Origin of the sequence: Butyricicoccus sp. (genome assembly GCF_050872565.1) — a bacterium.
In the GTDB taxonomy this organism is placed as follows: Bacteria; Bacillota; Clostridia; order Oscillospirales; family Butyricicoccaceae; genus Butyricicoccus_A.
This window is the reverse complement of record NZ_JBNMHC010000206.1, coordinates 1-3,971: the sequence shown is the minus strand read 5'-3', so window position 1 is coordinate 3,971 and position 3,971 is coordinate 1. Positions and strand designations below refer to the sequence as shown.

Annotated in this window: 3 protein-coding genes; all 3 read right to left on the bottom strand. The window is 48.1% G+C overall.

Annotation, left to right across the window (positions count from 1 at the left end; all coding sequences use genetic code 11):
• Window positions 1–320 precede the first annotated feature (320 nt).
• Window positions 321–944, bottom strand: coding sequence for a pilin N-terminal domain-containing protein (locus ACR0P9_RS08685; protein ID WP_432619257.1), 624 nt, complete (start codon window positions 942–944; stop codon window positions 321–323).
• Window positions 940–1,941 (bottom strand): class C sortase, encoded by a 1,002-nt coding sequence (locus ACR0P9_RS08680; RefSeq protein WP_432619255.1) that lies wholly within the window; start codon window positions 1,939–1,941, stop codon window positions 940–942. The genes ACR0P9_RS08685 and ACR0P9_RS08680 overlap by 5 nt, the downstream gene beginning before the upstream one ends.
• A gap of 294 nt (window positions 1,942–2,235) precedes the next feature.
• A complete protein-coding gene (locus ACR0P9_RS08675) occupies window positions 2,236–3,915 on the bottom strand; it encodes a SpaA isopeptide-forming pilin-related protein (protein ID WP_432619253.1) in 1,680 nt (559 codons plus the stop codon).
• Window positions 3,916–3,971: the final 56 nt, after the last annotated feature.

The following is a 3,971-nucleotide window of genomic DNA, read 5'->3' as shown; positions in this document are numbered from 1 at the left end:
CACAAACAGGAATGGCTATCACATTCTGTTTGCGGTAATACCTTTCGGTTTTTCGTAAATTTTACAATACTAACCAGTTCTTAACAAGTTATGTCAATTCCTGCGCAAAAGCGCACAAAAAAACAGAGCCGAAGCTCTGTTAAAAAGGCTCCCTCAACGAGGGAGTTGCCCTCTCTGTCTGCGTAAGCAGACATCTCCCCCAAAGGGGGAGACAAGAAAAATTCGTGCGAAAGAGAAAACTCTCGCGCACAGACCAAACTTGCCTCTCCCTCTGGGAGAGGTGTCACGCAGTGACGGAGAGGGCTTTTTTTGCTCAATCTTTACCCCCTCTTTCGTCTGAGCCACCAGCCGAGGAGCATACAGACGACGCCGATGCCTGCGAGGGTGGGGATTGGCCACTGGAGGACGCCGGTATTCGGCAGATTTTTATCTGTTTTGGTGGTAGAATCAGAGGGCGTTGGCTTTTTGTTGGTCTGATCCGGCTGATTGGGTTTATCCGGAATATTTCCCGGATTGTCGGAAATCGTCCCGCCGGGGGTATTTTTCGGCTCTATGGTCACGGCGTAATTCCAGCCATACGATTCCGCGCTCCATTCCGGAATCGCGACCAGCGACGGCGCGCAGGTATACACGCTGTCCCCGATCTTTGTTCTTTCTCCGACGACGAGATAGAGGCCCGTCGGCAGACGGGACGCGGACGCGGTGCCCTTGCTGTCTGTCGATTGGCGGGCATCCGGCGAGAGCTTCTGGCTCTGCACCCAAGCGGTGAGCGTTTCCGCGGCGACGCGGCCATCTTTTGCCGTTGCCAAGTTGTTGACGTCTGCGCCGCTCTTTTCGTAGTCGGGCAGCAGCGTATACCACCAGCCGCTCGCGGAGACCTCCGCGACGCGGTACATCGAGAACGACACGCCCGCGAGAGGCTGTTCGCCGTAGAAATTCTCAATCGTGAGGCTCCCGGTTTTTGTGGTTTGTACGGGTTCGCTTGCGAGAGCGTTTGTTGCCAGAGCGAGCGCGGTCAGCAGGCTGAGCAGTAATCTCTTCGATAACGTTCCAATTTTCCGGATGTTTCTCAACGGATTCCCTTCTTTCTCGCAAAGCGTTTTGTTTCTTCTTTTTCTTTTTGTGTCTGTGCCACAGCCACAGGATGCCAAACAGCAACAGCAGCGCGAGCAAGAGAATCAAGAGTTTGATTTTCCAGCTCAGAGCCTGAATTTTTTCCTGTGTGGTTGGCAGCTCGGTATTGTCCGGCAGGGCGACGCGGTGCCCGCGGACGAGCAGCCGGTGCGTGTTGATGCCATACGGCGTGCACGTAACCAATGTACAGTAATCTTTGCCGGGGACGATGTTCAGCTCTTCCACTTCGCGCGGGAGGACAGTCGAAATATCATCCACTTCATACGCGATTTTGCGGTCTAAGACCGTGATAATAAACACATCGCCTTTGACCAGCTGGTCAATATCAGTAAACAAACGAGCGTCCGGCATACCACGATGACCGGACAAGACAGTAAACGTATTTTTGCCGCCGACCGGCAGGCTGCTGCCTGTGACATGGCCGACACCGACCTGTAAGACATTGGCATCCATGCCATGATAAATCGGCAGCTCTAAATCCAATTTTTGAATCGTAATATAGCCCATAATGCCTGTGCCGGTAATATCTAAGACCGAATCATAGTCGTCGAGATTCGTACCGATACCGGCATTGCGCTCAAATAATCGCCGGTTGTAATCTTCCGCAGCGGCAAGCATCGCTTCGCGCTCTGCTTTGCTGGTGTCCTCGACAGCCTCTTGATACGACGCGACAGCGCGCGACATGTGCATCGAATTCCACCAGTTGCTGAATGTCGGATATACCATCACGGAGAGACCCACGAGAAAAATAATCAGTAATATCACGGAAGATAGTGATATTTTCTTCTTTTTCTTGTTCTTTTTCATGAATCTCTCCCTGATGTTAGAGTGTATCTTTTTTTAGGCTCCCTCCTTGAGGGAGCTGGATTCGCCGTAGGCGAAGACTGAGGGAGTTTTGCCAGATTGACAAATACGTATTCGATTTTCTCTGATACGTATTTTGCTCACGTGCTGCTCCTTCCGTCACGGCTTGCGCCGCGCCACCTTCCTCAAGGAGGAAGGCTTTTTTAAAGCCCCCCGAAGGAGCGGGGTTAAGGGGAAAGTACCCGCCCCTTCGGAATGCGTTTCGTTATTTTTCCCTTGCGGTTCTATCGCAGAAACTTACTCTGCGCTGGAACGCTTCTTCTTGATAACCAGAACAACTGCTGCACCAGCCATCAGAACACCACCAATGATGTAGAACAGGGTCGTACCCATGCCACCAGTGGACGGCAGCTTACCAGAACTGTTTTCTACCTTTACAGTCAAATCGGCAGACGCATTTCCGTCATCTACGCTAATCTGCGGATAGCCTTGGGTTAACTCAGAACCAGCTTCATTATACTGTGCCGTAATCTTAAAGTGAACCGGATCATTCAGCTTGTTGTATCCATTCGGAGCTGTAATCTCGTACAGGTAGTAGTCTTGGCCAGCGTCAAGACCCTTAATGTTGATGTTGCCGGCTTCAATAATCTTGGTGGTAGTAGTTGTCTCAGCATTCTCAGGAGCAATTGTATACGTAGAATCGGTACCCTTAATCAAAGAAATCAAGAAAGTATTCTGGCCAACATTATCCTCTGTCAGGTTCTGTAAGTTGCTAGACTTAGAAAGTACAAACTTTGCACCATCCAACGTTGTGCCAGCAGTCTTATCAACCTTATCTAATACGATCTTGAAAGTCCAATCATAAACCTTCTTTTCGGTGGTTGTACCAGTTCCATTGCCGTTCGGGTCGTTGGAGTATGTCAGCTTAGCAGAGTTCGTGTTGTTATCCTTATCTGTATTATTAGCAGCATTGGCATTTTCATTCAAAACGCCAGAATAGTAAGTGTACAGCGTGTCGCCAGACTTCATAACGCCAGCGGAAATAGCTTCTTTAATATTCACAGTAACAGTAAAGTGATTAGAATTCTTATCGTCTACAGTTACAGAATAATATTGTTTATCCAATGCAGTCTGATCGTTAACTTTAATCTGAATATCGTCAACAGACTTCACATTGGAAGTCAGACCAGCAGACATTGTATCGTCGATTTTATAGGTATAATTCGTATATCCTGTAATATCCGGTACAGAAGTTGTAACACGGAATTCTACCGTGTCGCCAATCTGGTTATCGTTTACCTTGCCCCACTCGTTATTTGCACCCTTTACGGTCTTATTCAAAGTCGGAACAGCATCCTTACTATTTACCGTCTGCGGACCGACTACTTCCAAGATGTAGCGGGTATATGCCTTGTCATTTTCATTCTTCAAAGAATCGTTTTTATCCTTAATGAAGTAGTAGCCAGCCGGAACATTAACTGTATAAGAAGTTACGTTATTAGAAGTTGCTCCTTCTGTCGAATCCGTGTGTGTTGCATTAGTTTTCAGGTTCTTACCAACCAAAGTGGCAAACTTCTGCGTTTTGGTCGCATCAGTTCCTGTGTAACCTGTGTTTGTAGACAGAACGTTGGCAACGTCTTCAGCTGTCGTGCAATTTTCAAAATCGGACTTACCGGCCGTCTTCAAATCCGTATCAGTCTTTAATGCTGACAAGAGAGCGGTTGAATCAACCACCTCATCGTCCCACTGGATATTTGCCAGAGAATATACAGCCTTTGTTCCTTCGTTCGCATCCGAAACCTTCGTCAGATCGCCCTTGAATACACGATATGCTTCGTACGTGTGGCCGGTGCTTTTACCATTGATGGTAATCTGATACGTCTTAGTATCCTCCGCCAGTGCTCCGGTGCAGAGCACGGAGACTGCCATAGCCATAGCGAGGAGCGCAGCTCCCAGCCGTTTGAATGTTTTCTTCATACACTTACGTCCTTTCTTAAAATAAACATAAAATGAAGGATTAATATGATGTATAT